The sequence below is a fragment of the Methylobacterium organophilum genome (assembly GCF_022179465.1).
GTDB lineage: Bacteria > Pseudomonadota > Alphaproteobacteria > Rhizobiales > Beijerinckiaceae > Methylobacterium > Methylobacterium organophilum.
Window position 1 is genome coordinate 98,933 of record NZ_BPQV01000010.1, and the last position, 24,440, is coordinate 123,372.

Annotated in this window: 24 protein-coding genes; 11 read left to right on the forward strand and 13 right to left on the reverse strand. The window is 69.4% G+C overall.

Translation table 11 applies throughout. The annotated features are described in order from the left end of the window. Positions 1 to 156 precede the first annotated feature (156 nt). The 3 genes from tsaA (at position 157) to MFF21_RS16725 (ending at position 2,152) form a co-directional block, all read left to right on the forward strand. On the forward strand, positions 157 to 657 hold the full coding sequence (tsaA, locus tag MFF21_RS16715) for a tRNA (N6-threonylcarbamoyladenosine(37)-N6)-methyltransferase TrmO (RefSeq protein ID WP_238312427.1): 501 nt from the start codon (positions 157 to 159) through the stop codon (positions 655 to 657). Then, the gene (locus MFF21_RS16720) at positions 654 to 1,373 is read left to right on the forward strand and encodes an SGNH/GDSL hydrolase family protein (RefSeq protein ID WP_238312428.1); all 720 of its coding nucleotides are present in this window, start codon (positions 654 to 656) and stop codon (positions 1,371 to 1,373) included. The genes tsaA and MFF21_RS16720 overlap by 4 nt, the downstream gene beginning before the upstream one ends. Before the next feature lie 161 nt (positions 1,374 to 1,534). Further along, positions 1,535 to 2,152, forward strand: a complete 618-nt coding sequence (locus MFF21_RS16725) for a MarR family winged helix-turn-helix transcriptional regulator (protein WP_238312429.1) — start codon at positions 1,535 to 1,537, stop codon at positions 2,150 to 2,152. A 3-nt stretch (positions 2,153 to 2,155) separates the two neighbouring features. Here MFF21_RS16725 and MFF21_RS16730 read toward each other — a convergent pair whose 3' ends face one another. Further along, positions 2,156 to 2,989 (reverse strand): histone deacetylase family protein, encoded by an 834-nt coding sequence (locus MFF21_RS16730; protein WP_238312541.1) that lies wholly within the window; start codon positions 2,987 to 2,989, stop codon positions 2,156 to 2,158. A gap of 170 nt (positions 2,990 to 3,159) precedes the next feature. Between MFF21_RS16730 and MFF21_RS16735 the strand changes: the two genes are divergently transcribed. The 3 genes from MFF21_RS16735 to MFF21_RS16745 all read left to right on the forward strand — a co-directional run bounded on the left by MFF21_RS16735 (position 3,160) and on the right by MFF21_RS16745 (position 6,538). Then, a complete protein-coding gene (locus MFF21_RS16735) occupies positions 3,160 to 4,314 on the forward strand; it encodes a ceramide glucosyltransferase (RefSeq protein WP_238312430.1) in 1,155 nt (384 codons plus the stop codon). A 106-nt stretch (positions 4,315 to 4,420) separates the two neighbouring features. Further along, entirely contained in the window at positions 4,421 to 5,797 is a 1,377-nt protein-coding gene (gene eat / locus MFF21_RS16740) for an ethanolamine permease (RefSeq protein ID WP_238312431.1), read from the forward strand. A 45-nt stretch (positions 5,798 to 5,842) separates the two neighbouring features. Then, on the forward strand, positions 5,843 to 6,538 hold the full coding sequence (locus MFF21_RS16745; protein WP_238312432.1) for a glutamine amidotransferase-related protein: 696 nt from the start codon (positions 5,843 to 5,845) through the stop codon (positions 6,536 to 6,538). A gap of 81 nt (positions 6,539 to 6,619) precedes the next feature. On the opposite strand, the gene prfB is transcribed toward MFF21_RS16745, so the two are convergent. Further along, a protein-coding gene (gene prfB / locus MFF21_RS16750; protein ID WP_238312433.1) for a peptide chain release factor 2 occupies positions 6,620 to 7,748 on the reverse strand; the annotation gives its coding sequence in 2 pieces (ribosomal slippage) (positions 6,620 to 7,678 and positions 7,680 to 7,748; 1,128 coding nt in all). Between the two features lie 133 nt (positions 7,749 to 7,881). Between prfB and pyrE the strand changes: the two genes are divergently transcribed. Both pyrE and MFF21_RS16760 read left to right on the forward strand, forming a co-directional pair. Then, positions 7,882 to 8,472 (forward strand): orotate phosphoribosyltransferase, encoded by a 591-nt coding sequence (gene pyrE / locus MFF21_RS16755; RefSeq protein WP_238312434.1) that lies wholly within the window; start codon positions 7,882 to 7,884, stop codon positions 8,470 to 8,472. Between the two features lie 292 nt (positions 8,473 to 8,764). Further along, a complete protein-coding gene (locus tag MFF21_RS16760; RefSeq protein ID WP_238312435.1) occupies positions 8,765 to 9,406 on the forward strand; it encodes a LabA-like NYN domain-containing protein in 642 nt (213 codons plus the stop codon). A 116-nt stretch (positions 9,407 to 9,522) separates the two neighbouring features. Here the strand turns inward: MFF21_RS16760 and smpB are convergent, their stop codons facing one another. After that, positions 9,523 to 9,996 carry an SsrA-binding protein SmpB gene (gene smpB, locus MFF21_RS16765; protein WP_238312436.1) on the reverse strand — a complete coding sequence of 158 codons (474 nt, stop codon included), beginning with the start codon at positions 9,994 to 9,996 and terminating at the stop codon, positions 9,523 to 9,525. Between the two features lie 88 nt (positions 9,997 to 10,084). Further along, positions 10,085 to 10,981, reverse strand: coding sequence for a 4-hydroxy-tetrahydrodipicolinate synthase (gene dapA / locus MFF21_RS16770; protein WP_238312437.1), 897 nt, complete (start codon positions 10,979 to 10,981; stop codon positions 10,085 to 10,087). Between the two features lie 186 nt (positions 10,982 to 11,167). On the opposite strand from dapA, the gene MFF21_RS16775 reads away from it, so the two are divergent. Continuing rightward, a complete protein-coding gene (locus MFF21_RS16775; protein ID WP_238312542.1) occupies positions 11,168 to 13,486 on the forward strand; it encodes a lytic transglycosylase domain-containing protein in 2,319 nt (772 codons plus the stop codon). Between the two features lie 8 nt (positions 13,487 to 13,494). Here the strand turns inward: MFF21_RS16775 and MFF21_RS16780 are convergent, their stop codons facing one another. The 9 genes from MFF21_RS16780 to MFF21_RS16820 all read right to left on the reverse strand — a co-directional run bounded on the left by MFF21_RS16780 (position 13,495) and on the right by MFF21_RS16820 (position 22,675). Then, complete coding sequence (locus MFF21_RS16780) at positions 13,495 to 13,779, reverse strand: hypothetical protein (protein WP_238312438.1); 285 nt, start codon at positions 13,777 to 13,779, stop codon at positions 13,495 to 13,497. 11 nt (positions 13,780 to 13,790) lie between these two features. Beyond that, positions 13,791 to 15,716, reverse strand: a complete 1,926-nt coding sequence (locus MFF21_RS16785) for an OmpA family protein (RefSeq protein WP_238312439.1) — start codon at positions 15,714 to 15,716, stop codon at positions 13,791 to 13,793. A gap of 215 nt (positions 15,717 to 15,931) precedes the next feature. Then, on the reverse strand, positions 15,932 to 17,611 hold the full coding sequence (locus MFF21_RS16790; RefSeq protein WP_238312440.1) for a porin: 1,680 nt from the start codon (positions 17,609 to 17,611) through the stop codon (positions 15,932 to 15,934). A gap of 450 nt (positions 17,612 to 18,061) precedes the next feature. After that, on the reverse strand, positions 18,062 to 19,879 hold the full coding sequence (locus MFF21_RS16795) for an ABC-F family ATP-binding cassette domain-containing protein (RefSeq protein ID WP_238312441.1): 1,818 nt from the start codon (positions 19,877 to 19,879) through the stop codon (positions 18,062 to 18,064). Positions 19,880 to 20,261: 382 nt separating this feature from the next. Beyond that, complete coding sequence (locus MFF21_RS16800; protein ID WP_238312442.1) at positions 20,262 to 20,576, reverse strand: polyhydroxyalkanoic acid system family protein; 315 nt, start codon at positions 20,574 to 20,576, stop codon at positions 20,262 to 20,264. A 124-nt stretch (positions 20,577 to 20,700) separates the two neighbouring features. After that, on the reverse strand, positions 20,701 to 21,051 hold the full coding sequence (locus MFF21_RS16805; RefSeq protein ID WP_238312443.1) for a septal ring lytic transglycosylase RlpA family protein: 351 nt from the start codon (positions 21,049 to 21,051) through the stop codon (positions 20,701 to 20,703). 312 nt (positions 21,052 to 21,363) lie between these two features. Beyond that, on the reverse strand, positions 21,364 to 21,822 hold the full coding sequence (locus tag MFF21_RS16810) for a DUF6691 family protein (protein ID WP_238312444.1): 459 nt from the start codon (positions 21,820 to 21,822) through the stop codon (positions 21,364 to 21,366). After that, a complete protein-coding gene (locus MFF21_RS16815) occupies positions 21,819 to 22,235 on the reverse strand; it encodes a YeeE/YedE family protein (RefSeq protein WP_238312445.1) in 417 nt (138 codons plus the stop codon). The genes MFF21_RS16810 and MFF21_RS16815 overlap by 4 nt, the downstream gene beginning before the upstream one ends. Beyond that, on the reverse strand, positions 22,232 to 22,675 hold the full coding sequence (locus tag MFF21_RS16820) for a protein tyrosine phosphatase family protein (protein WP_238312446.1): 444 nt from the start codon (positions 22,673 to 22,675) through the stop codon (positions 22,232 to 22,234). Before MFF21_RS16820 ends, MFF21_RS16815 begins: the two co-directional genes overlap by 4 nt. 286 nt (positions 22,676 to 22,961) lie before the next feature. Here MFF21_RS16820 and MFF21_RS16825 point away from each other — a divergent pair, with 286 nt between their 5' ends. Both MFF21_RS16825 and cysE read left to right on the forward strand, forming a co-directional pair. Beyond that, the gene (locus MFF21_RS16825) at positions 22,962 to 23,153 is read left to right on the forward strand and encodes a hypothetical protein (RefSeq protein ID WP_238312543.1); all 192 of its coding nucleotides are present in this window, start codon (positions 22,962 to 22,964) and stop codon (positions 23,151 to 23,153) included. A 14-nt stretch (positions 23,154 to 23,167) separates the two neighbouring features. Then, a complete protein-coding gene (cysE, locus tag MFF21_RS16830; protein WP_238312447.1) occupies positions 23,168 to 24,049 on the forward strand; it encodes a serine O-acetyltransferase in 882 nt (293 codons plus the stop codon). Positions 24,050 to 24,440 lie beyond the last annotated feature (391 nt).

The window sequence follows — 24,440 nt, forward strand, 5'->3', positions numbered from 1 at the left end:
GTTTCCCGCGCTCTACACCGGCGCAGCGGGCCTGGCGACCGATCCCGGCGGGCGATCCTTTCGAGAGACCGTCCCTTGTGACGCCGCCACGGATCGACGACATCCGGCCGACCGCGTTGGCACGACACGCAAGGGCGAGGCCGGGAGAAGCGAGCGATGAGCGAGGATTTCGGCAGGCGTGCCGGCGAGGTCAGCGTCGTGCTGCCCGATCGCTTCGACGCGGGAGTCTATTTCGTCGGCCGCATCCGCACGCCCTGGGCACAGCGGGCGGAATGCCCGAAGAACGGCACCCAGTCGGACGCGGTCTGCACCCTGGTGGTCGATCCGCTTTTCGTGCCCGCGCTCCAGAACGTCGAGGGCGCGAGCCATCTGGTGGTGCTCTACTGGATGGATCGCGCGGTGCGCGACCTCGTGATCCAGCAGCCGCGCCACGCGGAGGCGGGCCGCGGCACCTTCTCCCTGCGCTCGCCGACCCGGCCCAACCCCATCGCCATGGCCGTGGTCGAGCGCCTCTCCATCGAGGGGGGCGAGGTGCGGGTGCGCGGGCTCGACTGCCTCGACGGCACCCCGCTCCTCGATATCAAGCCCTATTACGTCTCGACCGATTGCCGCCCGCAGGCGCAGGTCGACCGTTCGGGCAAGGCGTCCCGGGCATGAGGCGCCTCGTTCTCGCGGGGATCGCGCTCTGTCTCGCCGCGGGCGGCGCGGCGCTCGGCTGGTGGCTGCGCAAGCCGGAGTTCAACGCGCAGCTCTACGGGCAATTGCGCCTCGTCTCGGTGCAGGCGCAGCTGGACGAGGCCAAGCCCGGCTACATCCTGATCGCCGGGGATTCCCAGGCCGAGATGCACAACCCCTCCGGTCCGCTCTGCGGGGCGGAGATCGTCAATGCGGGAACCGGCGGCGCGACCGCGGAGGCCTATGCCCGGCTGCTGCCGCAGCTGAAGCTCGACCCCAAGCCCGGCGCGGCGATCCTCACGATCGGCAGCAACGATCTCAACCGCAAGCACAAGCCGAATTCGGAGGCGAGTGCGCGGGCGTTCGGGGAGGCGGTCTCCAGGATCGTGCTCCTGCTCCAGCAGGCGACCCCCCGCGTCGTGGTCACGGCGGTGCCGCCCATCGGCCGGTCCGTCGGCGATCGGCTCGATCCCTCCGCCGTCGGTCCTTACTCGCGCGTCATCCGCGAGGCCTGCGAGCGCCTCGGCTGCCTTTACGCCGATCCGTTCGCGGCCTTGCGGGATGGGGACAGCGGCTTTGCACTAAAAGGTGCATTGCGCGACGGACTGCATCTTGCACGTTTTAGGCCTGTGCAGGCCGCGCTCGCCCCCCTTCTATGTGGCGCGGGGGAGAATGGTCCAAGCACTAACGTGCGTTAATGCAGAATAACAGGAAGTACCTTCGGTATCGTCAGGCGAAACCTCGGGGCTGCGACGTCTTTGTCCTCGGATGCCATTTTCGAAGGGTCTTAACCTTGAGTCTTTTTGTTGAGGAAGTGATTCGCCGTTCTGGAGCTTGACGGGGCAAGTTAATGAGGCAGATGACCCGCAAGAATCGCGACGAGGATTTGAGAATCGGGGGTTTCCTCGACAATGAGGACCTCCTCGACAACGGCGCGTACATCCCTGCTTTGCTGACGAGCCTGTCCAACACGCTCACGGCGGATGGATCGAGCTTCTATCGTCGCAATTTCGGCATCGGCATCACCGACTGGCGTCTATTGCGGACCCTCGCCTCCGAGCCCTGGATCAGTGCCCAGCGCGTCTGCATGGCCACGGGCCTCGACAAGGGCGTGGTCAGCCGCAGCGTCGCTTGGCTCGAGGAGAGCGGACTGATCCTGGTTCGCGGCGATGAGCGGGATGCCCGGGTCCGGCTGCTGGCCCTGTCGCGGGAGGGTTCCGAGCTGCACGCGCGGATGACGCGCGTCGCCCGGGCCCGCGAGCGCAACTTCCTCGAAGTGCTCAGCGCCCATGAGATCACCCAGCTCGTGGGGCTGCTCGGGCGGCTCGCGCGCAATGTGGACGCGTTCTCCAAGCCGGTGCCGATCCCGCCCTCGCGAGGCCGGCCACCCGGCGAAGGAGATGCCGCCGCGGGAGAGCAAGCGGCGGTCGAAGGGCGCTCGGCCGATCGAGGGCGAGTGACCCGGCGAAAGTCCTGAGGATCAGGCGAAGCCGGCCATCGTCTCGAACACGATGGCGTGGCGGGCGGCGAGCGCGTCCACGTCATTGTCGTAGCCCCCGCCGATGACGGCGACGAGGGGCACGCCCCGGCTGCGAACGGCCTGCAGGACCAGCGTGTCGCGGGCGCGCAGGCCGTCGTCGGTCAGCGTCAGCCGCCCCAGGCGGTCCGCCGCGTGCGGGTCGACCCCGGCATTGTAGAAGACGAGGTCGGGGGAGAGCGCATCGACGAGACGCGGCAGATGCGCGGACAGCGCCGCGAGATAGGCGTCGTCCCCGAGCCCGTCCGCCAGCCCGACATCGAGATCGCCCGGTATCTTGCGCGACGGATAATTGCGTTCGCAATGCACGGAGAAGGTGAACAGGTCGGGATCGTCGTGCAGGCAATCGGCGGTGCCGTCGCCCTGATGCACGTCGAGATCGATCACCAGGGCGCGTCGGATCGTGCCGGCCCGGCGCAGCGCCCGTGCGGCCACGGCCACGTCGTTGAAAATGCAGAAGCCCGCCCCGCTCTCTCGCCGCGCGTGATGGCTGCCCCCCGCCGTGCTCCCGGCGAGCCCTTCTCCCAGGGCGAGGCGGGCCGCGAGCAGGGTGCCGCCGGACGAGGCCCGGGAGCGGCCGGCGACGCTCTCCGTCACCGGCAGGCCGATCTCCTTCTCGATCGCCCGCGGCACGGCCAAAGCCAGAACGGCATCGACATAGGCCGCGTCATGGGCGCCGCAGAGAAGCGCGCGGTCCGCCGGTTCCGGCCGCGCGAAGCCGTTCGGCGCGAGCCCGCGCTCCCGGAGAACCTGCGCCAGGCGCCCGTATTTGCGCATGGGAAAGCGATGGCCCTCGGGCAGGGTGGCCTCGTAGGCCTCGTGGAAGACGATCGGCGGGGGCAAGGCTCGGCTCGAAGGGCAGAAACGGCTGCCGGACAGCGTGTCACACGCCTGAAATGCTGCGTCGGCTAGGCGGTGCCGGACATCGGCACGGAGGCGCACGGGATATGGCGGAGACGTTCGGGGACGGCACCGTCATCGCCCTCACGCTGTGCGCGCTCCTCGTCCTCGTCAACCTCGCGAGCGTCGCGGTGGCGGCGTGCCGCATCGGGCGGCAGCGCCGCGTCTCCGCCTTTCCGGCGGGCGCCCCGGTCAGCCTCGTCAGGCCGGTGCGGGGGATCGAAGCCTTCAGCGAGGAGATGCTGAGCCGCGGCTTCACCCTCGACTATCCCGATTACGAGATCATCTTCTGCGTGGCCGATGGGAGCGACCCAATCGTTCCGCTGCTGCACCGCCTCATGCAGGCGCATCCGCATGTCGCGTCCCGCTTGATCGTCGGCGACGAATGCCTCGGCGACAATCCGAAGCTCAACAATTGCGTGCGGGGCTGGGATGCGGCCCGGCACGACTGGGTGGTGCTGGCCGACTCCAACGTGATGATGCCGCCCGACTACCTGCAGCGCCTCCAGGCGGCCTGGCGGCCGGATACGGGCCTCGTCTGCTCGACGCCGGTCGGCTCGCGGCCGGACGGCTTTCCCGCCGAGATCGAGTGCGCCTTTCTCAATACGCTCCAGGCCCGCTGGCAATATGCCGGGGAGGCGCTGGGCCTCGGCTTCGCCCAGGGCAAGAGCATGCTCTGGCACAAGCCGTTCCTGGAGGCCCGCGGCGGCATCCGGGCGCTCAACGCCGAGATCGCGGAGGATGCGGCCGCGACCAAGCTGGTGCGGGCCGCGGGCAAGCGGGTCCACCTCGTCGCCGCGCCCTTTGAGCAGCCGCTCGGCCGGCGCAGCCTCGCCGAGGTCTGGGGCCGGCAGGTGCGCTGGGCGCGCCTGCGCCGGGTCACCTTCCCCCTCTTCTTTGCCCCCGAGATCGGCATCGGCGCGGCCCTGCCGCTCACCCTCGGGGCGGCCCTGGCCGGCACGTTCGAGGCGGCCGCGGGCTGCTTCGCCCTCGGCGCCCTCTGGTACGGGGCGGAATACGCGCTCGCCCGCCGCGCTGGCTGGCACCGCTCGCCCCGCCTGATCGCCGCCTTCCTCGTGCGCGACCTGATGCTGCCGGGCATCTGGGCGAGCGCCTGGCTCCAGAGCGCCGTGGTCTGGCGCGGCAATGCCATGGAGATCCGCCCGAAGGACGCCGCGCCCCGCCTGCGCCCGACGGGCTGAGGATGATTTTTCGGGGCAGCGCGTGTCCGGCTGTCCCAAATCGGCAAAGCTCTTGCCTGAGGGGAGCGCGCGTGCCTTCCTGCACGCGGGCCGCGGAGCATCTGGCATGGGCAGTCCGGAAACGAAGCTCGACAAGAGCCTCAACGCCTTCCACCTCTGGGGCATCGCCGTCGGCCTCGTCATTTCCGGCGAGTATTTCGGCTGGAGCTACGGCTGGGCGCAGGCCGGCACCCTCGGCTTCCTCATCACCACCGCCGTCGTCGCGGCGATGTACGTGGCCTTCATCTTCAGCTTCACCGAGCTCACCACTGCGATCCCGCAGGCGGGCGGCCCCTTCGCCTACGCCCTGAAGGCCTTCGGCCCGGTCGGCGGCTGCATCGCGGGTTTCGCGACGCTGATCGAGTTCGTGTTCGCGCCGCCCGCCATTGCACTCGCCATCGGCGCCTATCTGAACGTGCAGTTCCCGGCTCTGGACCCGAAGCATGCGGCGCTCGGCGCCTATCTCGTCTTCATGGGGCTCAACATCGTCGGCGTGCAGATCGCGGCGACCTTCGAGTTGTTCGTCACCCTCCTGGCGGTCGGTGAATTGCTGGTCTTCATGGGGGTCGTCGCCCCCGCCTTCAGCCTGCAGAACTTCGCCGCCGGGGGCTGGGCTGGGTCCGACACCTTCGGCTGGCCGGCGGTGGGCGGCATCTTCGCGGCGATCCCCTTCGCCATCTGGTTCTTCCTCGCCATCGAGGGGGTGGCGATGGCGGCGGAGGAGGCCAAGGATCCCAAGCGCACGATCCCCATCGCCTATATCTCCGGCGTGCTCACGCTGACGGCGCTCGCCTTCGGGGTGATGCTGTTCGCGGGCAGCGCCGGCGACTGGAAGAGCCTGTCCGACCTGAACGACCCGCTGCCCCAGGCCATGAAGCGGGTGGTAGGCGAATCGAGCGGCTGGCTGCACATGCTGGTCTGGCTCGGCCTGTTCGGCCTCGTCGCCTCCTTCCACGGCATCATCATGGGCTACGGGCGCCAGATCTTCGCCCTGGCCCGGGCCGGTTTCCTGCCCGCCCTCTTCGCCCGGCTGCATCCGCGCTTTCAGACGCCGCATTGGGCGACGCTCGCGGGCGGGGTCGTGGGCATCGCTGCGATCTACAGCGACAACCTCGTCAGCATCGCCGGGCAGTCGCTCACCGCCAGCATCGTCACGATGTCGGTGTTCGGGGCACTGACGATGTACATCGTCAGCATGGCGTCCCTGTTCAAGCTGCGCAGGAGCGCGCCCGATCTGCCGCGGCCCTACCGCGCGCCGCTCTTTCCCCTGGCGCCGGGCCTCGCGCTGGGGCTCGCCTGCCTCTGCTTCGTGGCGCTCGTGATCTACAACCTGCTCATCTTCGCGCTCTTCGCGGGCGTCATGATCTTGGCGCTGATCGGCCATCGCCTGCTCGCACGGCCGGCCACCCCGGGGGCGCTTTCACAGTTCGACCCCGCTCTCTAGATCCCGGCGCGGAGCCTCCTGCTCCCGTCGCGCCGAGATCCACCCATGAAGATCGCCATCCTGGAGACGGGCCATCCGCCCAAGCGCCTTGCCGGCCGTTTCCCGAGCTACGGCCGCATGACCGCGGATCTCGTGGGCGGCGGGCACGATTACCGCCTGATCGATGTGCAGGCGGAAGGGCTGCCGGAGGATCCCGCCGCCTTCGACGGCTACATGATCACCGGCTCGCCGGCGGGGGTCTACGATCCCGATCCCTGGATCGCCGACCTGCTCGGCTTCCTGCGCGGTCTCGATCCGCGCCAGAAGCTCGTCGGCATCTGCTTCGGGCATCAGGCGCTGGCCCAGGCCTTCGGCGGCCATGTCGAGAAGAGCGACCGGGGCTGGGGCCTCGGGCTGCACAGCTACACGGTCGCCGAGCGCCTGCCCTTCATGGACGAGGCCGAGCGGATCGCCGTGCCGGTGAGCCATCAGGATCAGGTGGTGAGCCTGCCGCCGGCCGCCCGGGTGATCGCCGGCTCGGCCTTCACCCCCTACGGCGCCCTCGCCTATTCCGACCGCGCCGCCCTCTCCTTCCAGTGTCATCCGGAATTCGCGCCGGACTACGCCCGGGCGCTGACGGACGGCCACCCGGCTGCCGAACAGGACCCGGATTTCGTCCGCCTTGCCCTCATCTCCCTCGAGGCACCGCACGATTCGCAGCGCGTCGGCGGCTGGATCCGCCGGTTCCTGGCCGAGGATTGAGCGCGAAGACGGCCCCGCACGTCGGGACCGTGACAAGGAAACGCCCGCGGGCGACAACCCCAGCGGGCGTTTCCATGACGATCAGTCGATGTCCTCGACCGCCTCGCCGCCGCCATAGACGCGTTGCGCCAGGGAGGCTTCCATGAAGGGATCGAGGTCGCCGTCGAGCACCTCGTCCGGGTCGGTCGATTGCGTGCCGGTGCGCAGGTCCTTCACGAGCTGATAGGGCTGCAGCACGTAGCTTCGGATCTGGTGACCCCAGCCGATATCCGTCTTGGCGGCGGCCTCGGCATTGGCCTTCTCCTCGCGCTTCTTCAGCTCCAGCTCGTAGAGGCGGGCGCGCAGCATGTTCCAGGCGGTGGCCCGGTTCTTGTGCTGCGAGCGCTCCTGCTGACAGGCCACCACGATGCCGGTCGGGTTGTGCGTGATGCGCACCGCCGAGTCGGTCGTGTTGACGTGCTGGCCGCCCGCGCCCGACGACCGGTAGGTGTCGATGCGGCAGTCGGATTCCTTGATCTCGATCTCGATCCGGTCGTCGATGACGGGATAGACCCAGACGCTGGCGAAGCTGGTGTGGCGGCGCGCGTTGGAATCGTAGGGCGAGATGCGCACGAGGCGGTGCACGCCCGATTCGGTCTTGAGCCAGCCATAGGCGTTGTGGCCCTTGATCAGGAGCGTGGCGCCCTTGATCCCGGCCTCTTCGCCGTCGGTCATCTCGACGATCTCGACCTTGAACTTCCGCCGCTCGGCCCAGCGCGCATACATGCGCTGGAGCATGTTGGCCCAGTCCTGGCTCTCCGTGCCGCCGGCGCCGGCATGGACTTCGAGATAGGTGTCGAAGCCGTCGGCCTCGCCCGAGAGCAGGGTCTCGACCTGGCGACTCGCGGCCTCCTTCTCGACGGCCCGGATGGCGGCCTCGCCCTCCGCGATGGAGGCTGCGTCGCCCTCCATCTCGCCGAGCTCGATCAGGGTGGCGGCATCCTCGAGGTCCCGCTCCAGTTTCCGGATCGCGGAGACGGATTCGTCGAGCTGCTGGCGCTCGCGCATCACCTTCTGCGCGGCCTCCGGATCGTTCCAGAGGTCGGGGTCCTCGGAGCGGGCGTTCAGCTCCGCGAGGCGTTTATCGACGGTATCCCAGTCAAAGATGCCTCCTCAGCAGCCCTATAGACTGCTTGGCGGCATCCGAGCTCTGCTCGATCTCGGCGCGCATCTGGTGTGAAACTCGATCTGTCGGTGTGGGCGGGGGTGATACCGGGCGGGGGCCGGGCTGTAAATGGCGCGCCCTTGCCCCGGGGCATCCGGCTTGCCAGAAGCGGGGCGACCTTTCCTGCCCGGAGCCGCGCATGAACCCCGAAGCCGTCCTCGAAGAATTCCGCTCCGCCGGCGCGCTGCTGCAGGGCCACTTCATCCTCAGCTCGGGCCGGCGCTCGCCGACCTTCCTGCAGAAGATGACGATCTTCTCTGATCCCGCCCGCACGGAGCGCCTGTGCAAGGCTCTCGCCGCTACGATCACGGCGCGGTTCGGCAAGATCGACATCGTGGTCTCCCCGGCCATCGGCGGCATCGTCCCGGGTTACGAGACCGCGCGCCATCTCGGGGCGAAGGCGATCTTCGTCGAGCGCGATCCCGGCGGCCCGTTCGAGTTGCGCCGGGGCTTCTCGATCCCGCAGGGCACCCGGGCGGTGATTGTCGAGGACATCGTCACCACCGGCCTCTCCGCGCGGGAATGCTTGGCCTCCCTCAAGGGACAGGGCGGTGAGATCGTGGGGGCCGCCTGCCTGATCGACCGCTCCGGCGGGCGCGGGGAGATCGGCCTGCCGCTCCTCTCCCTCGTCACCCTCGACATCCCGGACTACGCTCCCGACGCGATCCCGCCCGAACTCGCCGCGATCCCGCCCGTGAAGCCGGGAAGCCGGGCGATCCCCACCAAGTAAGGGGCCGGGCTGCTTCTCCCCGATCACGACTTCGAAATGCGGGAGGGCCGCCCTTGACAGGGGAGGTATCTCTCATCATGCAAATTTAAATTGATCGGGCGCGTTCGCACGTCCTCGCGCCCTCGATCGCCTTGGAGAACACCATCAAAGGCATTCGGAAAAGATTTCGGTCAATGTAACTGCGATTTTCAACGAAGCAAAAACTTTCCCAGCAACGCCCGCGAGCCCTACCCACCGGCGCCGACTCGGCGCCAGACAGGCGCGGTTCCTTCATTCCAGAATGGACTATTTGATGAGCGACAAGCAGCGTACTGCGATCTTTATCGACGGCGCCAATCTCTATGCCACCACCAAGGCGCTCGGCTTCGACATCGATTACAAGCGATTACTCAAGGATTTTCAGAGCCGGTACAATCTGATCCGGGCCTTCTATTATACCGCCATGATCGAGGACCAGGAATATTCCTCGATCCGCCCGCTGATCGACTGGCTCGACTACAACGGCTACCGCGTGGTCACCAAGCCGGTGAAGGAATTCAGCGACTCCACCGGCCGGCGCAAGAAGGGCAATATGGAGATCGAGCTCGCGATCGACGCCCTGGAGCTGGCGCCGCATCTCGACGAGATCTACCTGTTCTCCGGCGACGGCGATTTCCGCTCCCTGGTGGAGGCGGTCCAGCGCAAGGGCGTGCGCGTCACCGTCGTCTCGACCATCCAGACGCAGCCCGCGATGATCGCCGACGACCTGCGGCGGCAGGCGGACGAGTTCCTGGACCTGTCCCAGCTGATCGGCCGCATCGGCCGTGACCCCGGCGAGCGCCCGGTGCGCGCCGCCTCCGACACTCCCCGTCGCGACCAGCCGCCCCGCAGCAATCCGGGCCTGGAGAGCCGCTACGGCATCCGTCCCGCCAGCGACGGCGACAGCGAAGGCTGACGGCGATCCCGCCTCGCCGGCGCGAGGCGACACTCGGACAATCCCGGTGCCGCGAGCCTTCGGAAGGCCGCGCCGCCGGGATTTTTTATGGGTGCTCGAAGGGGAGCGACGCCGGCTCAGCCCTTGTCGCGCATGAGCCGCGCCTTGTCGCGCTGCCAGTCGCGCTGCTTCACGCTCTCGCGCTTGTCGTGGAGCTGCTTGCCCTTGCCGAGGCCCAGCTCGACCTTCGCCCGGCCCTTGTCGTTGAAGTAGATCTTCAGCGGGATGACCGTGTAGCCCTGGCGCTGCGTGGCGCCGATCAGCTTGTTGATCTGGCGGCGGTGCAGCAGCAGCCGGCGCGGCCGCTTGGTGTCGTGGTTGAAGCGGTTCGCCTCCAGGTATTCCGGGATGAAGGCGTTGAACAGCATCAGGTCGTTGCCCGAGGGTCCGGCATAGGATTCGCCGATCGTCGCCTTGCCGCCGCGCAAGGACTTCACCTCGGTCCCGGTCAGGGCGATGCCTGCCTCGAAGGTGTCCTCGATGGCGTAGTGGAAGCGTGCGGAGCGATTGTCGGCGACGACGCGCCGACCGGGTTCGTTCTTCGGGGCCATGCTTTCAGTTTTCGCGTAGGGCGTTCGGCGCGGATCGCCTGATATGGGGGCTGGGAGGCCCCGGGGCGAGCCGCGCCGCTTGTTTCGGTCAGCCCTCGATCAGCCCGGCGCGCCGGAGTGCGGCGTCGACGGCGGCCTTGCAGCCTTCGGTCGGCGGCACCAGCGGCAGGCGCACCTCGGCCGACATCCGGCCGATGCGCGACAGGGCATACTTCACCGGCACCGGGTTGGACTCGTAGAACATCGCCGTGTGCAGCGGCATCAGCCGGTCCTGCACCTTCAGGGCCGTGGCGAAGTCGCCGCGCAGGGTGGCTTCCTGCAGATCGGCGCAGAGCCGGGGCGCCACGTTCGAGACCACGGAGATGCAGCCGACGCCGCCCTGGGCGTTGAAGCCGAGCGCCGTCGCATCTTCGCCCGAAAGCTGGATAAAATCTTCTCCCATGGCCTGCCGCTGGAGGCTGACCCGGTCGATCTTGGCCGTGGCGTCCTTCACCCCGGCGATGTTCTTGAGTTCGAACAGGCGCGCCATCGTCTCGACGCTCATGTCGACGATGGAACGTCCGGGAATGTTGTAGATGATGATCGGGATGCCGACGGCGTCGTTCACCGCCTTGAAGTGGGCATACAGCCCCTCCTGGGTCGGCTTGTTGTAGTAGGGCGTCACGATGAGCACGGCATCCGCGCCGACAGCCTCCGCATGACGCGCCCGCTGCACCGCCTCGGCGGTCGAGTTCGAGCCGGCGCCGGCGATCACGGGCACGCGGCCCGCGGCCTGCTTCACGCAGGTCTCGACCACCCGGTCGTGCTCCGCATGGCTGAGGGTCGGGCTCTCGCCGGTGGTGCCGGTCGGCACGAGGGCGTGGGTGCCCTCCGCGATCTGCCAATCCACGAAGGCGCGGAAGGCCTCCTCGTCGAATTCGCCGTCGCGAAACGGCGTCGCGAGCGCCGTCATCGAGCCCCTGAGGCGCGCGTGGATGTCGGTCATGTCGGCGTTCCCGGCCTTCCTTGTTCTCATGTGCCGGGAGCCGGGCTTCGCCGCCGGCCGTTCGGCCGCGCATCCATACGGCCTCGCCCGGCCCGGCGCAAACGCTTCGCGCGGGCGGTTAATGCCTTCTTAACGCAGCCGCGGCCAAGTTAAGGCTTGGCTGCCCTCCACGGGGTGTACCGGACCATGGCGCTGCCCGCCCGCTCGCTTGCTCTGCTGCTCACCGTCGCGCTCGGTGCGAGCGCCGCTGCGGCCGATCCGGCCGAGGGCCTGCGCGGGGTTCAGCCCGCCGGCGCCCCCGCCGTCCCGGCCTCGGATGCTGCCGCTCCCTCGGCGCTGGTCAAGGATGGCCAGCCTCCCGCCGATCCCGTCGCGGCCGATGCGCTGAAGGTGGAGACGACCAAGGGCGAGGCAGCCTCCGACGCCCCGCTTCCCGCCGCGGCCTCGTCCTACGCGTCGACCGACGGCGACGCGCCGGTCGCCTTCCCCCTGCCCGATGCCGCGGTCTCTCCTGCCGCACCCGTTCCCGAGCTGCCGGATCCGACCCGCGCCGTAATGGCCGGCGACACCGATCTCGCCCAGCTGCGCCAGGCGATCGATCTCTACCGCAAGGGCAAGGTCGCCGAGGGCGACCGCATGCGGGACGGCTTCAAGGACGAGGCGGCGCGCACCCTGCTCGAATGGGTCGCGATCCGCGCGGGCGCCGGCATCGGCTTCGAGCGCGTGACCGGCTTCCTGAAGGCGCATCCGGACTGGCCGGCCGGCCCCCTGCTGCGGCGCCGGGCCGAGGAGACCCTGCTCAGCGAGAAGAAGAGCCCGGCCGTGGTGCGGGCCTATTTCGCCAGCGCCCGGCCCGTGAGCGCGCCCGGCAAGTTCGCCCTTGCCCTCGCCTTCAAGGCGGACGGGCTTGAGGCGGATGCCGCCGAACTCGTGCGCGCCCTCTGGCGCGAGGACACCTTCGGCCGCGTCCTCGAGGGGAAGGTGTTGGACGCCTTCCCGAACGTGCTCGGCAAGGTCGACCATCGCTACCGGATGGAGCGCGCCCTCCTGAAGGAGGATTTCGCCACCGCCGGCCGCGCCGCGGATTATGCCGGCGGCTCCTATGTGAGCCTCGTGCGGGCACGCCGCGCCGTCGAGGCCAAGAGCTCCGCCGCCCCGGCCGCACTCAACGCCGTGCCCCCTTCCCTGCGCGGCGATTCCTCGTTCCTGCTGTCGCGGGCGCAATATTACCGCCGCGCCGACAAGGCGGCGGAAGCCGCCAAGATCCTGATCTCCGCGCCCTCCAACGGCGAGGTCCTGGTCGACGGGGACGAATGGTGGGTCGAGCGCCGCATCGTGGCCCGCAAGCTCGTCGACGAGGGCGATCCGAAGACGGCGCTCGCCGTTGCCGCCGGTCACAGCGCCCGCTCGGTGGAGAAGACGATCGAGGCCGAGTTCACCGCCGGCTGGATCGCCCTGCGCTTCGCGGGCGATGCCGAGACGGCACAGCGCCACTTCGCCAAGGCCGCCGCCGTGGCGGAGACGCCGATCTCGGTGGCGCGCACCACCTACTGGCAGGGACGGGCCGCGGAGGCCCTCGGCCAGAGCGAGACGGCCAAGGGCTTCTACGAGAAGGCCGCCCTGCTGCCGATCGCCTATTACGGTCAGCTCGCCCGGGCCCGGCTCGGCCAGAACAGCCTGCCCCTGCGGCAGGCCGCCCAGCTCGAAGGCGCGGCCCGGACCGCCTTCGAGGATCGGCCGTTCGTGCGCGCCCTGAAGCTGCTCGCCGCCGCCTCCATGCGCGAATTGGCGCTTCCCCTCTACATCGACGCCGCGACCAGGATCTCCGACGAGGCGACCCTGAACGCGCTGGGCGACGTCGCCGTGCAGGTGCGCGATGCCCGGGCCCTGGTGGCGGTCGGCAAGCTCGCCACCCAGAAGGGCCTCCCCCTCGACACCCATGCCTATCCGACGATCGGCATTCCCGATTACGAGGCCTTCGGTGCGGTGACCCCGGTGGAGCGGGCCATGGTCTTTGCCATCGCCCGCCAGGAGAGCCAGTTCGACCCGAAGGCGCAGTCCGGCGTCGGGGCGCGGGGGCTGATGCAGATGATGCCGGCCACCGCCCAGCGCACGGCCCGGCGGGTCAGCGCCGCCTACGACACGGACCGCCTGACCAGCGACCCGGCCTACAATGCCCGGCTCGGCCAGGCCCATCTCGGCGAGCTGATGGAGGATTGGCGCGGCTCCTACATCCTCGCCTTCGCCTCCTACAATGCCGGCGGCGGCAACGTGAAGAAGTGGATCGACGCCTATGGCGATCCGCGCAAGCCCGATGTCGATCCGGTCGACTGGGTCGAGCGAATCCCCTTCACCGAGACGCGCAACTACGTGCAGCGGGTGATGGAGAACCTGCAGGTCTATCGCAACCGCCTCGACGGACGCAGCGCCCTGTTGATCGAGCGCGACATGAACCGCGGCGCGCGCAGCGCGGTGAGCGCCGAGGCCGCGCCGACGAAGCCCTGATTGGACTCTTAGCCGCGCCGGGCCAACGTGCCGGCCAGGGCGCCGACGAGGCAGCCTGCGAGATAGAGGCCGAGCAGCAGGGCGCAGCTCTCGACCACGAATTGCTCGTGGCCGGGCAGCCGGCTCGAAAGTGCGGCGAGGGCGAGCACGGCTCCGCCGGCGGCCAGGGCCACGCCGGCGATCCGGGCGAGCCGGGTTCTCGGCCAGCCGGTCCAGGCGCCGACCACGGCGCCGAGCGCCAGCGCCGCGAGAAGTCCGGGCCAGAGCGCGGACGCGAGAACAGTCAGGGCCATGTCGGTGTTCGTTACGAGCGCAGGCCGAGGCTGACGCTCTGGCGCCCGTCCGGTGCGGCGCCGGAGGCCGCGACGAGCCGGTCGGCCGGGACCCCGGCTTTCTGCAGATAATCGAGGATGGCGAGGGCGCGTTGGCGCGGCAGATCCACCGGCGGTTCGGCCGGCTCGGGCTTCTTCTCCGCCGCCTTCTTGTTGTCCTTGACGCCCTTGGCGGCCTTGCTCCCCGGCGTCGTCTTGCCGGCTTCCGCCTTCTTGGGATCGGGCTTCGTCTCCGCCGCCTTGGCTTCCGGAAGCGGCTGCGGGCTGGGCGGCGGCGTGCCGGGGGCGTCGGGGTGACCTGCGACCTCGACGCGCTCCTCCGGGCAGGCCTTGGCGAGCTCCGCCAGGGCATCAAGGACCGGATAGAAATCCCGCTCCAGCGCGACGCTGCCGGCGGCAAAGCGCAGGGCATGGCCGGAGACGCGCTCCGTGAACAGGCGCGCGCAGGTGGCGGCATCGTAGCGCCGAGGCGCATCGGCGACGTCCACGGCGACGCTCGCCGTCCAGCCGGCGGGCAGGGCCTGCGGCAGCGTCTCGGCGATGCGTCGGGCGCTCTGCGCGTAGAGGCTGCGGCCGGACAGGCGCAGGGCGGTGTCGGAGAGGGCGAGCTCGCCCTCGGCCAGGGTCGAGAGGGGGTCGATGGCGCTCTTCAGGGCGCGCAGCAGATTCGGCGGCGCCCCTTCGGCGATGCGGCTGCGATCCACGATCGCTTCCCGGAAGAAACGGGCGCCGAGCCCATCGAGCAGCGCGGTCCGGGTCTGTCCGTCCGGGAAATGTCCGCTGACGAGGACGCGCTCGGCCTCCCGGCGGATCCGGATCCGGTAGGGCGAGACCGGCTGGGCCGAGAGCCGCACGCTCCCCGCCTGCAGGCCGGCGGGGAGCCCCTCGCCCAGCCGCTTTTGCACATCGCCGATGGCCTGACCGTCGATCGCGACACCTTCGACCGAGAGGCGTCCCTGGACGAAGCTGGCTTCGCCCTGTCGCAGGAGGGCGGCGAGGTCGAACAGGGTCCGGGCCAGCGCCGTGAAATCGACGCCCTCCGGCAATCCGCGGGCGGCGCGGGTCTCGTCCGTGACCGGAGCGCCCTCCGCGACCTGGGCGGCGGTTGCTAGGAGCTCTGTGCGCGCCGCCTCCGAGACGACATTGCCGGAGAGGCGCAGGCTTCCCTCGGCCCCGCGGGAGACCGCGAGCCGGAAATCGTCGGTGCGCGGCGGCTGGATCGCGAGCGGGCCCAGGCCGAAGCCGTTCGGCGGCGTGAGCGCGGTCGCGCGCAGGGCCTCGTAGGCCGCGCCGTCGACGGCGGCGCCCTCGATGGACAGGGTCGTGTCGCCCAGGCGGACGCGACCGCCGGGCTCCAGCTTGACGATCTGCCGGGCGGCGAACAGGGCCGCCTCGACGAAATCGGGCGGGGCGCCGCGGGCGGCATGGGCCGCATCCTGCAGCACGGTGCCCCTGGGCAGTTCGGCGATCACCCGGTCGGCCAGCAGATGCCCGCCGATCTCGGCCGGCCGGCTGCCGCTCGCCGCGATGCGCCCGTCGGCCTCGCGGGTGAGCGACCAGACGAAGGGCGAGGCTTCCTCGATCAGCCCGGTCCTGTCGATCAGGCGCCGCAATCCCGGAAGGACGGCGAGCCGCGCGAGGACCGAGGCGCGCAGGGCCGCGTCGGGGGCTTCTCCGAGGGCGACGAGATCCCGCCCCTGCGGCTCCACCCGGAGCCAGGGCTCCGGCGCCCCCTCCCCCGTCTCGCGCACGAGTCCGGCGGCGGCCTCGCGCAGTTCGGCGGCCACGCGCGCCTGTCCGAATCCCACGCTCGCCGCGGCGATCAGGGCGAGACCGGGCAGCCCGACGAGCCAGCCGGCCCGGCGGAGTTTCTCGGTGAGGGCGGAGTCTGCGGGCACCGGCGGGACCTCGGAACTCCGGCGCGACGGGCGCACGCGGGGAGGCGAAGGAAACACGCCCATTCCGGCATCTTGAAGGCTCGGGACGCCGGAGGGATTTCACGAACAAAAAAACCCGGCCGATGGCCGGGCTTGGAGGTTTTCGAGGGGCCGCGTGCAGAACACGCGGCCCGAACCGTTCCGGGCCCTCCCAGCACGCTGGGAGGATCCTCTTCTTAGAAGTCGCGCTGAACGCGGAAGCGGGCCTGGTACACGTCCTCGCTGCTCTTCGGGTAGACCGGGAGGCCGCCGACGGTGAGGCTCTTGTCCGCGTTGGTGGTGCGACCGGCATTGACGGCCGTACGGATGTACTGGCCCTCGACGCCGATATCGAGGTCCTTCACCGGCGACCAGATCAGGCTCGCGCCCGTCACGATCTGGTTGGTGTCACGCAGCGAGGGGCTGAGCGCGTAGCCGGTGGCGTTGGTGGCGAAGGAGGGCGGAGCATTGGCGCTGCTGGCACCGATCAGGCTCGAGGCCAGGCTCACAGCCTGACGGGCGCCCTGCGGGAACCAGATCTCGCCGTAGCTGCCGTAGAAGGCCGAACGCCACTCCGGGGCCCAGTAGTGGAGGTAGGAGGCCACCACCGTGAAGCTGGAGGAGAGCTCGATCTTGCCGGTCAGCGGGTTGACGATCGCGTCCGACAGGTACTGGTTGAAGGGGTTGCCGGTGTAGACGGCGGCATTGCTCAGGTAGCCCGCGGTGAAGCGGTTGATGCCGGTGTAGAACGAGGCACCCTCGCCGTAGGCACCCTGCAGGTAGAGGCCGTCGCCCGGAGCGATGAAGGGCAGGTTGAACTTCAGACCGCCCTGGACCGCCCAGCCGTACTCGGTCTGCGCGCCGGTGGAGGAGATGCCGCGAGCGGCGAGCAGCGTGGCGACCGCAGGCTGGCTGAGGACGGCGTTCGTGCCCGTGCCGGGGGTGGCGTTGAAGATACCGGAGCCGCTGATGAAGCCGCCGACGTTCACGTCCTTGACCGCACCCGAGATCTGGGCCGAACCCCACGGGGCGTCGTAGCGCAGCGAACCGACGAAGTCGGGCATGCGCGAGCGCTGCACGGCGTCGAGGAAGGCCACGGCCGTCGCGTTGCCGGCGGCGTTGGTGCCCAGGATGATCGGGGTCGGGGCCGTCGTGAAGACGTTGTTCAGGCCCGCTTGACCCGGGACGAGGGCGGTCGCGCCGACCGCGTCGGAGTAGAGCGGGTTCTTGCGGTAGTTCGGGTCTTCCATCGACAGCGTCGCGGAGAAGCCCTCACCGATCTTCTGGGTGTAGGCGAGGAGGTTCGTCGAGGGCATGTCGGAGCCGAGCGACGAGCCGATGATCTCGTAGTCGTGGGCGTAGAAGTCGAAGAAGGACGAGGCGCGACCGGCGGTGAGACCGGCGAACTGCACGAAGGCCTTGTCGACGTTCAGGAAGTTCTGGACACGGCCGAGCTGGTCCTGGCCGGTGCCGGAGAAGGCATAGGCGCCGCGCAGGTTCGTGCCGGAGGAGAGCTTGGTGTGACCGGTCCGGCTCGCCGCATCGAGGCGCAGGAAGGCGCGGAGCGTGCCGTAGCCGGTCTGAGTGCGGGCATCGAGGTTGAAGCGCGCGAGGCCGGTGAAGCCCGAGAGGTCGCCGCCGCCGGAGACGTTGCGGCTGTCGCTGCCGATGTAGCCGTACTCGGCGCGGGCACGGCCCGAGACGCGCAGGCAGGTGTCGGTGCCCGGGATGTAGAAGAAGCCGGCACCGTAGGCGGTGCAGACGCGGACGTACTCGATCGGCACTGCCTTCTTGACGGGAAGGTCGGCGGCTTGCGCCGCGGCAACGACGGTCAGCCCCGCCGCCGATCCCAGAAGAAGGCTCTTGACGAGCTTCATTGTTGAAACCTCCAGAAGTTTCGAGACCCATGGGATCGAACGTTGTTTTCAACCGGTGGGCGCCCCCAGCGGGCCGTCCCGGTTTTCGTTCGTGTTCCCTTGGAGGTTTGGCCCTCCCCGCACGGGCACTGGCCGAACCGCGTCGGAGCTTGGCGCTCCGTCCGCGCAGTCACCATGGGCGACCAGTTACGCTCAGGCAACAAACATCGGCGTCTTCGAAGTGTCACGAACCGGCTTCCGGACACGCTGTTGCAGCCAGGCCACGATCTTCAGACGCCCAAAGAAGACCGCACTCCGAATCCTAGAACCGGCAAAGTATTTTTCGCCGGGTGGAAGCTTGTTGGCCCGCGGCAAGCCTGCTTCCCGGCGGCGCGATGTCCATGCGCCAGCGGCCGGATGGAAGAATCGCGGGCCGAGGACGTATCCACCCGGCGCCGCTGGCGGCGTCCTTCAGCCCCCGAGCGATTCCTTCAGCAGTTCGAGGGTGAGCCAGCGCTCCTCGGCGGCCGCGAGTTCGGCTTCCGCCGCCGCGAGCAATCCGGAAGCCTTCTCGAATCTCGCCGGGTCGCGGGCATAGAGACCCGGATCGGCCAGAATCGCGCGCAGCTTCTCCGCCGTTCCTTCCAATTCGACCATGCGGCCAGGCAGCGTCTTGAGTTCGTGCTGCTCCTTGAAGCCGAGCTTGCGCGGCGCGGCGGAGGGGGCCTCCGCGGCCTTCTCCGTGCGGGCGCGGGGCTCGGACTTCTCCGGAACCGAGGTGGCGCGGGCCTCGACGCCCCGGCCGCGCTGGGCGACCATGTCGCTGTAGCCGCCGGCATACTCGACCCAGCGCCCCTCCCCTTCGCTCACCAGCACGCTGCCGACCACCCGGTCGAGGAAGTCGCGGTCGTGGCTCACCAGGATCAGCGTGCCGGCATAGTCGCCTAGCATTTCCTGCAGCAGGTCCAGGGTCTCGAGGTCGAGGTCGTTGGTCGGCTCGTCGAGGACGAGCAGGTTCGAGGCCTGGGTCAGCGCCCGGGCGATCAGCAGGCGGTTGCGCTCGCCGCCGGAAAGCACGCTCACCGGCGTGCGGGCCTGCTCGGGGGCGAAGAGGAAGTCCTTGAGATAGCCGATCACGTGACGGCTGCGGCCGCCGACGATCACCGAATCGCCGCGGCCCCCGGTGAGCACGTCGGAGACGGTCATGTCGGGCGAGAGGCTGGCCCGGGCCTGGTCGAGATGGACCATGCTGAGATTGGTGCCGAGGCGGATCTCGCCCGAATCGGGCGGGAGCGCCCCGGTCAGCAGCTTGATGAGGGTGGTCTTGCCGGCGCCGTTCGGTCCGACGATGCCGAGACGGTCCCCGCGGAGCACCCGCAGGGACAGGCCGTCGACGATCCGCCGATCCCCGTAAGCCTTGGTGACGTTGCGGGCCTCCGCCACCAGCGTCCCCGAAGCCTCGCCCTCGGTCGCGGCCATGGTCACGGTGCCGACCGGGCGGCGATCCTCCTTCCGCTCCTTGCGCAGGGCGTGGAGATTGCCGAGGCGGCGCACGTTGCGCTTGCGCCGGGCGGTGACCCCGTAGCGCAGCCAATCCTCCTCCGCGGCGATCTTGCGGTCGAGCTTGTGCCGCTCCCGCTCTTCCTCCTCGAAGAAGGCGTCGCGCCAGGCTTCGAAGCTCTCGAAGCCCTGCTCGATCCGCCGGGTGACGCCGCGGTCGAGCCAGATCGTGGCCCGCGACAGCGCGGACAGGAAACGCCGGTCGTGGCTGATCAGGACGAGGGCCGAGCGGGTTCGCTTCAACTCGGCTTCGAGCCATTCGATCGCCGGCAGGTCGAGGTGGTTGGTGGGCTCGTCGAGGAGCAGGATGTCGGGCTCTGGCGCCAGCGCCTGGGCGAGCGCCGCGCGTCGCGCCTCGCCGCCGGACAGGCGCGCCGGATCCTCGGTTCCCGACAGGCCGAGGCTCTCCAGCAGGTAGCGGGCGCGATACGGGTCGTCGCCCGGAGCGAGGCCGGCCTCCACGAAGGCGAGGCTCGAGGCGAAGCCGGAAAAGTCGGGCTCCTGGGCCAGATAGCGGACCGTGGTGCCCGGCTGCAGGAAGCGGACGCCGCGATCGGGCTCGACCAGCCCCGCGGCGATCCGCATGAGGGTGGATTTGCCCGAGCCGTTGCGCCCGACGAGGCAGGCCCGCTCCCCGGGGGCGATGCTGAGGGAGGCCTGCTCGATCAGCGGGGTGCCGCCGAAGGTGAGGGCGATGTCCTGGAGGGTGAGAAGCGGAGGGGCTGCCATGGCGGGGCTTATGGCAGCACCGGCCTCCGCGAACAAACGCTCTCCGGCGCCTCAGGCCGTCGGGTTCGCGGGCCCGGTCGGCGTCGGCGGTACCGGGGGCGACTCGGTCGGGATCTCGGGCGGCGCTTGGCCTGGGACATCGGCCGGCGCGTTCCCGGGGATCTCGGGCGCCTCCGATGGCGGCGGGACCTGCGGCGGCTCGTAGGGCGTGTCGGGGACGGGTTGCGCCGGAACGGGCTGTTCGGGGATGGGGCCCGGATTCGCCATGAGCAGGAACTCCAAACGCGTCTCGATACGTCAGCGTCGAAGTTGAACAGCCGGCGGCGGAGGCGGTTCCGGCCGGGACGCGCTTCGCCGAAGCGGCGTCCCCGCAGCCGGGGAGCTACTTCTTGGTCAGGAGCTTGGTGCCTTCCTTGCCCACGAAATCCTGGACCTTCTCGGCGAAGAGCGCGAGCAGCATCGGCAGGCGGGCCTCCAGGCGCACCCGGTCGTCCTGTACGTCGACGGAGCCGTCGACGCTCTGGCCCAGCGTCGAGACCGAATAGTCGAGCCGGTCCCCGACCCATTCCAGGGTCTTGATGGTGATGCCGCTCTTGGTGAGGAAGGCGCGGGCCTTCTCCATGCCGCCCTCGATCCGGCGGCGGGCCTCGGCTCGCCCGATCTCGTGCGGGATTTCGACCACCAGCGGCTTCGCCATCGTCACGCCTCTCCACGCGCCGCGCCACGCGGCCTGGGCGAGAGACTAGGGCATGCCGGCCGGAAGTGCATACCGCCGGAAGCGCAGGGCGGGCCGGCGGGCGATCCCGCCGGCCTCTGCCGCATCAATGCATCACGTTGAGGGAGACGTAGCTGGTCCCGCTCATTCCGATGGCCCGGGCCGAGCCGCGGGCGAGATCGATCACCCGGCCGCGCACGAACGGCCCGCGATCGTTGATCGTCACCACGACAGAGCGCCCGTTGGCGCGGTTGGTGACCCGCACCCGCGTGCCGAACGGCAGCGTCCTGTGTGCGGCGGTGAGGCCATTCGGATTGAAACGCTCCCCGCTCGCGGTGCGGTGACCGCTCGCGTACCAGGAGGCGTTGCCACCGCGAGCCTGCGCGGTCGACGTCATTGCGCCGACGGTGAACGAGGTTCCGAGGAGGGCGGCAACGGTCCAGCTGACAACCTTCATTTACGATTGCATTCCCTTGTTGTTTTGGCGGGCGGTGCAATCGAGGCTGAAGGCGGCCAAAATGCGACAGGGATTTTCGGTCGGGTTCCCTGCGCGTTGGCGCGTAATATTGTCAGGCCCGTGGTCGGTCCCGTGTCGATGTATTGATTATTTGCGAAATGCGCCGCCCGAGCTGTGCCTGAAAGTCTCAAACCTTGCGGGCAAGTATTCTGGGGTGTTGGTTCGTAGCCGGCTTTCCCTGTGGAATGACTGCTTGCCCTGCCCGGAGCGGGAACCTGCCCTGCATCGGATGCCGAGCTTGGCCGTAGCGGCTCAGGTGGCGGTTCGACCTGTGGTCGATGCCCCGCCCGGCCTACGCGCGAGGAAGTGGTACCCGGCCATGCCGACGGCCATGGCCAGGGTGAAGACCGCCGGTGGCAGGGCGGCGCTTGCCAGGGCGGCGACCGCCGGGCCGGGGCAGAAGCCGGACAGCCCCCAGCCGATGCCGAACACGGCGGAGCCCGCGATCAGCCGGAGGTCGATGCGCCGGTTGGTCGGAATCTGGAAGCTTTCGTCGAAGGCCGGGCGCGTCAGAAGGCGCGACAGGCGGTAGCCGAGCGTCGCGACGATGACCGCGCCGGCCAGCACGAAGATCAGGGTCGGGTCCCAGGCCCCGGTCACGTCGAGGAAGCCGCGGACCCGGGTGGGATCGAGCATGCCCGACAGAGACAGGCCGAGGCCGAAGACGAGGCCGGCGGCAAGCGCCGAGGCGAGGCGCAGGGCCGCGTTCATGGAGAGAGGATCCGAAGCAGCGCGACCGTCAGCATGCCGCTCGCGAGGAAGGTGAGGACCGCGGCGAAGGAGCGGGGCGAGAGCCGGGCGAGCCCGGCGACGCCGTGGCCGCTGGTGCAGCCCGAGCCGAGGCGGGTGCCGAAGCCGACGAGCAGGCCGGCGAGTGCCAGCACCGGGAGCGAGGCGACGAAGCGCATCTGCGGCCAGGCGCCGGTCAGGAGAGCGAAGACCGGCGGCCCTGCCACGAGGCCGGCCACGAAGGCGATGTCGGTGAGCCGGCGCTCTCCCCGATCTTCCCCGAGTCCCGCCACGATCCCGCTGATGCCGGCGATCCGACCGTTGAGAAGAAGCAGCATCGTCACCGCGAGGCCGATCAGGGCGCCGCCGGCGAGGGCGGGGAGATAGGCGCTCATCGGGGGGCGCCCGCCGCGTCGTTCGCCTCCAGCCAGCGCAGGGCGCCGGAAAGGTCGTAGCCATGCCGCGCGGCATAGGCCGGGATGTCCTCGCGGCGCAGCTTGCCGGCCAGCACTTCGCCCAGCACCCAGAGCGTGAGCGAGCGGGTGCCCCCGGCGCAATGGGCGAAGACCGGGCCGGGGGCGCCGGTCACCGCCGCGTGGAAGCGCTCGATCGCCGCGCGGGTGATCGTCTCGCGGGTCACCGGCAGATCGAGATAGGCGAGCCCCGCCCCTTCCGCGGCCGCCCGTTCCGCCGCGCCACCGGGCTGGCCCGGCGTCTCCCCGTCCGGCCGGTTGTTGATGAGGAGCGTGACGCCCTCACCGCCCAGAGCCGCAATCTCCGCGAGGCTCGGTTGGCCTCCCACGGAGAGTTTCTCGTCGATGATCCTGCGCGTCATGGCGTCCGTCCCGTCCGTCGGCGCGGGGTGTCCGGTCCGGCGGTGTCCCAGCGGGGTAGCGCGCCGAGCCCGGCGAAACAAGGCTTGCAAAGCGCCGTGTCCTCCATAAATATGCAGCTATAACAAGGACTTAGCGAAAATTTTGCTAGGGTAGGGACACGGCACGATGGAAGTCTTCCCTCACGAAGAACGGACTTGGAAAAGACTTCCTTCCTCCTCCGGCACCCCAGGCAGGGCATCGGAGATCGGCGAGAATCATCGGGAGAACACGGTGACGGGACACGGCATGAAACCCGGCGACGCGGTGGTGTTCGCGCGGCTCGACCTGGCGGAGACCCTTGGGATCTGGCGCAACGCCAAGGGGCGGGTGGTCGGCATCCGGACGGGTTATGGCCGCGCGCCGACCGTCGACGTGAAGTTCGACGGGCACGAGACGCTGCAGGAATACCTGCCGACCGTCTTCCGCCGCGTGAATTGAGGGCGGACGAACCCATGGCCGCCGCCAAGCCCGCCGCCACAGGTTTCGAGGGCGGAGCCGGAATCCTGCCCCGGCCCCTCCGGGCGACGCATCACAGCACGGCGGAGGCCGATGTCTGGCAGGAATTGCGGTCGGAGGCCGAGGCGGCCCTGATCGAGGAGCCGCTCTATGCGGGTCTCGTCCAGGCGACGGTGCTTGACCAGCGCAGCCTCTCCGGCGCCCTCGCCTATCGTTTGGCCCACCGCCTCGGAGATGGCGACCTCTCCCGCCTCTCGATGCGCGACCTCTGCCTCTCGGCCTTCGAGGCGGATCCGCAAGCCTCCGCCCGGGCCGTCCGCGACCTGGTGGCGATCCGCGAACGAGATCCGACCTGCCGACGCTATCTCGACCCCTTCCTGTTCTATAAGGGCTTCGCCGCCCTCGAAGCCTACCGCGTGGCGCACTGGCTCTGGCATCAGGGCCGGGCGACCCTCGCCCTGCACGTCCAGAGCCGCATCTCCGAAGTGTTCGGTTGCGACATCCATCCGGCGGCCCGGATCGGCTCGGGCGTGTTCATCGACCACGCCACCGGCGTCGTGATCGGCGAGACCACGGTGGTGGCCGACGACGTCTCGATTCTGCAATCGGTCACGCTGGGGGGCAACGGCAAGGAGAGCGGCGACCGCCATCCCAAGATCGAGCGCGGCGTGCTCCTGAGTGTCGGAGCCAAGGTGCTCGGCAACATCCGCGTCGGCGAGGGGGCGAAGGTCGCCGCCGCCGCGGTGGTCCTCCACGAGGTCCCCGCCCACACCACCGTGGCGGGCGTGCCGGCGCGCGTGGTCTCGCGCTTGTCGAAGGACGAGGAACCGGCCCAGACCATGGACCAGTCCTTCGTCGGTTACGGCGAGGGCATCTGAGCTGTCCCGTATGAACCGGGCTACCGGCGGCGTCGTGGCGCTTTGGGCCGCGATCGTTCCGGAAAGGGCACGCCGCCGTTCGGCGACCACCGGCGGCAGGCTTGCTGCGCGCTTCCGCGCGCCGGAATGAGAATTCCATACCAAGTTCTCTGCGCGAGCTGCGTAATTTAGAATGTAATTCTACTTCGATAATAATCAGTAGAAACAAATACCTCCATTGGCCGGCAACGCAGGAGGATTTTTTACAAATCCGCTGCAATAAGAAAAAAGTTCCTATTGACCCATGTTGAGGGACGGGCCTAGCTTCCCATCACCTCGCGAAGCCGACACAAGTCGCGGCCTCGGAGAAAAAGCATTCACAAGTTCAGGCCGGACGCGCTCGCAATAGAGC